Origin of the sequence: Lysinibacillus sp. GbtcB16, from assembly GCF_019091145.1 — a bacterium.
GTDB lineage: Bacteria > Bacillota > Bacilli > Bacillales_A > Planococcaceae > Lysinibacillus > Lysinibacillus fusiformis.
On the sequence record NZ_JAGXJV010000560.1, the window covers coordinates 1 to 259 of the forward strand.

Consider the following 259-nt stretch of genomic DNA (forward strand, 5'->3'; position numbering starts at 1 on the left):
ATACGTACGGAAACAGAACTTGCTGATGGGTCTGAATATGAGCAAAAGGGTATTATTAAGCCTATTCTTCTTCACTCCATCTATTTTAGAATTTGGTTAGGTAAGACAGTGTTCGTATTGGACTCAAGTGAAGGTTTAAAAAGAGTGAAAAAGTCACGGCATGCTTTTAAACTTATCTTTGGATTAGCAAGTTATATAACTGAAGGTGACACTCGAGGTTAAGCTAGCGAGAAACGTTAATCCAATACGATACCGTGGT

At 37.5% G+C, this 259-nt stretch carries 1 protein-coding gene; it reads left to right on the plus strand.

The genetic code is table 11. The features are described 5' to 3' along the window. Nucleotides 1-222 (plus strand): DUF3977 family protein (locus tag KVT27_RS25240; RefSeq protein WP_217582236.1); only part of this gene is annotated, 222 nt, incomplete at its 5' end. Nucleotides 223-259: the final 37 nt, after the last annotated feature.